Annotated in this window: 1 rRNA gene; it reads right to left on the minus strand. The window is 51.4% G+C overall.

Going from position 1 to position 3068, the window contains the following annotated elements:
- Positions 1 to 19: 19 nt before the first annotated feature.
- A 23S ribosomal RNA gene (locus ACCC94_RS28930) occupies positions 20 to 2911 on the minus strand.
- Positions 2912 to 3068: the final 157 nt, after the last annotated feature.

A 3068-nucleotide genomic window follows, 5' to 3' on the forward strand; every position in this document is an offset into this window, starting at 1 on the left:
CAAATTGTTTGGGTGTTATATGGTCAAGCCTCACGGGCAATTAGTATCGGTTAGCTCAACGCCTCACAGCGCTTACACACCCGACCTATCAACGTCGTAGTCTTCGACGGCCCTTCAGGGGAATCAAGTTCCCAGTGAGATCTCATCTTGAGGCTAGTTTCCCGCTTAGATGCTTTCAGCGGTTATCTATTCCGAACATAGCTACCCGGCAATGCCACTGGCGTGACAACCGGAACACCAGAGGTTCGTCCACTCCGGTCCTCTCGTACTAGGAGCAGCCCCTCTCAAATCTCAAACGTCCACGGCAGATAGGGACCGAACTGTCTCACGACGTTCTAAACCCAGCTCGCGTACCACTTTAAATGGCGAACAGCCATACCCTTGGGACCGGCTTCAGCCCCAGGATGTGATGAGCCGACATCGAGGTGCCAAACACCGCCGTCGATATGAACTCTTGGGCGGTATCAGCCTGTTATCCCCGGAGTACCTTTTATCCGTTGAGCGATGGCCCTTCCATACAGAACCACCGGATCACTAAGACCTACTTTCGTACCTGCTCGACGTGTCTGTCTCGCAGTCAAGCGCGCTTTTGCCTTTATACTCTACGACCGATTTCCGACCGGTCTGAGCGCACCTTCGTACTCCTCCGTTACTCTTTAGGAGGAGACCGCCCCAGTCAAACTGCCCACCATACACTGTCCTCGATCCGGATAACGGACCAGAGTTAGAACCTCAAGCATGCCAGGGTGGTATTTCAAGGATGGCTCCACGCAGACTGGCGTCCACGCTTCAAAGCCTCCCACCTATCCTACACAAGCAGGCTCAAAGTCCAGTGCAAAGCTACAGTAAAGGTTCACGGGGTCTTTCCGTCTAGCCGCGGATACACTGCATCTTCACAGCGATTTCAATTTCACTGAGTCTCGGGTGGAGACAGCGCCGCCATCGTTACGCCATTCGTGCAGGTCGGAACTTACCCGACAAGGAATTTCGCTACCTTAGGACCGTTATAGTTACGGCCGCCGTTTACCGGGGCTTCGATCAAGAGCTTCGCTTTCGCTAACCCCATCAATTAACCTTCCGGCACCGGGCAGGCGTCACACCCTATACGTCCACTTTCGTGTTTGCAGAGTGCTGTGTTTTTAATAAACAGTCGCAGCGGCCTGGTATCTTCGACCGGCATGGGCTTACGCAGTAAATGCTTCACCCTCGCCGGCGCACCTTCTCCCGAAGTTACGGTGCCATTTTGCCTAGTTCCTTCACCCGAGTTCTCTCAAGCGCCTTGGTATTCTCTACCCAACCACCTGTGTCGGTTTGGGGTACGGTTCCTAGTTACCTGAAGCTTAGAAGCTTTTCCTGGAAGCATGGCATCAACCACTTCATCATCTAAAAGATGACTCGTCATCAGCTCTCGGCATTAAGACCCCGGATTTACCTAAGATCTCTGCCTACCACCTTAAACTTGGACAACCAACGCCAAGCTGGCCTAGCCTTCTCCGTCCCTCCATCGCAGTAACTAGAAGTACAGGAATATTAACCTGTTTCCCATCGACTACGCTCTTCAGCCTCGCCTTAGGGACCGACTAACCCTGCGTCGATTAACGTTGCGCAGGAACCCTTGGTCTTTCGGCGTGGGAGTTTTTCACTCCCATTGTCGTTACTCATGTCAGCATTCGCACTTCTGATACCTCCAGCAAGCTTCTCAACTCACCTTCACAGGCTTACAGAACGCTCCTCTACCGCGCATCTTGCGATGCACCCGTAGCTTCGGTGTATGGTTTGAGCCCCGTTACATCTTCCGCGCAGGCCGACTCGACTAGTGAGCTATTACGCTTTCTTTAAAGGGTGGCTGCTTCTAAGCCAACCTCCTAGCTGTCTAAGCCTTCCCACATCGTTTACCACTTAACCATAACTTTGGGACCTTAGCTGACGGTCTGGGTTGTTTCCCTTTTCACGACGGACGTTAGCACCCGCCGTGTGTCTCCCACGCTGACACTTCCAGGTATTCGGAGTTTGCATCGGTTTGGTAAGTCGGGATGACCCCCTAGCCGAAACAGTGCTCTACCCCCTGGAGTGATACGTGAGGCGCTACCTAAATAGCTTTCGAGGAGAACCAGCTATCTCCGAGCTTGATTAGCCTTTCACTCCGATCCACAAGTCATCCCCTACCTTTTCAACGGGAGTGGGTTCGGTCCTCCAGTCAGTGTTACCTAACCTTCAACCTGCTCATGGATAGATCGCCCGGTTTCGGGTCTATACCCAGCGACTAAAACGCCCTATTAAGACTCGCTTTCGCTACGCCTTCCCTATACGGTTAAGCTCGCCACTGAATATAAGTCGCTGACCCATTATACAAAAGGTACGCAGTCACCTAACAAAGTAGGCTCCCACTGCTTGTACGCATACGGTTTCAGGTTCTATTTCACTCCCCTCTCCGGGGTTCTTTTCGCCTTTCCCTCACGGTACTGGTTCACTATCGGTCAGTCAGTAGTATTTAGCCTTGGAGGATGGTCCCCCCATATTCAGACAAAGTTTCTCGTGCTCCGTCCTACTCGATTTCACTTCAAAGAACCTTTCACATACGGGGCTATCACCCACTATGGCCGCACTTTCCAGAGCGTTCTGTTAGATTCAAAGAAGCTTAAGGGCTAATCCCCGTTCGCTCGCCACTACTAAGGGAATCTCGGTTGATTTCTTTTCCTCAGGGTACTTAGATGTTTCAGTTCCCCTGGTTCGCCTCTTACACCTATGTATTCAGTGCAAGATACCTGACTTATGCCAGGTGGGTTTCCCCATTCAGAGATCTCCGGATCAAAGTCTGTTTGCCGACTCCCCGAAGCTTATCGCAGGCTACCACGTCTTTCATCGCCTCTGACTGCCAAGGCATCCACCGTATGCGCTTCTTCACTTGACCATATAACCCCAAGCAATCTGGTTATTGTCTCGAACGTGAAGACGACATTCGCCGAAAATTCGCGCTTGAACTCGCAAATTTTACCTTGACTTGAATAATCACCAGTGAAAGAGATTATTCAGTCTACTTCTATCACATACCCAAATTTTTAAAGAAC

The sequence above is a fragment of the Pseudomonas sp. Pseusp97 genome, from assembly GCF_047304025.1.
Classification (GTDB): domain Bacteria; phylum Pseudomonadota; class Gammaproteobacteria; order Pseudomonadales; family Pseudomonadaceae; genus Pseudomonas.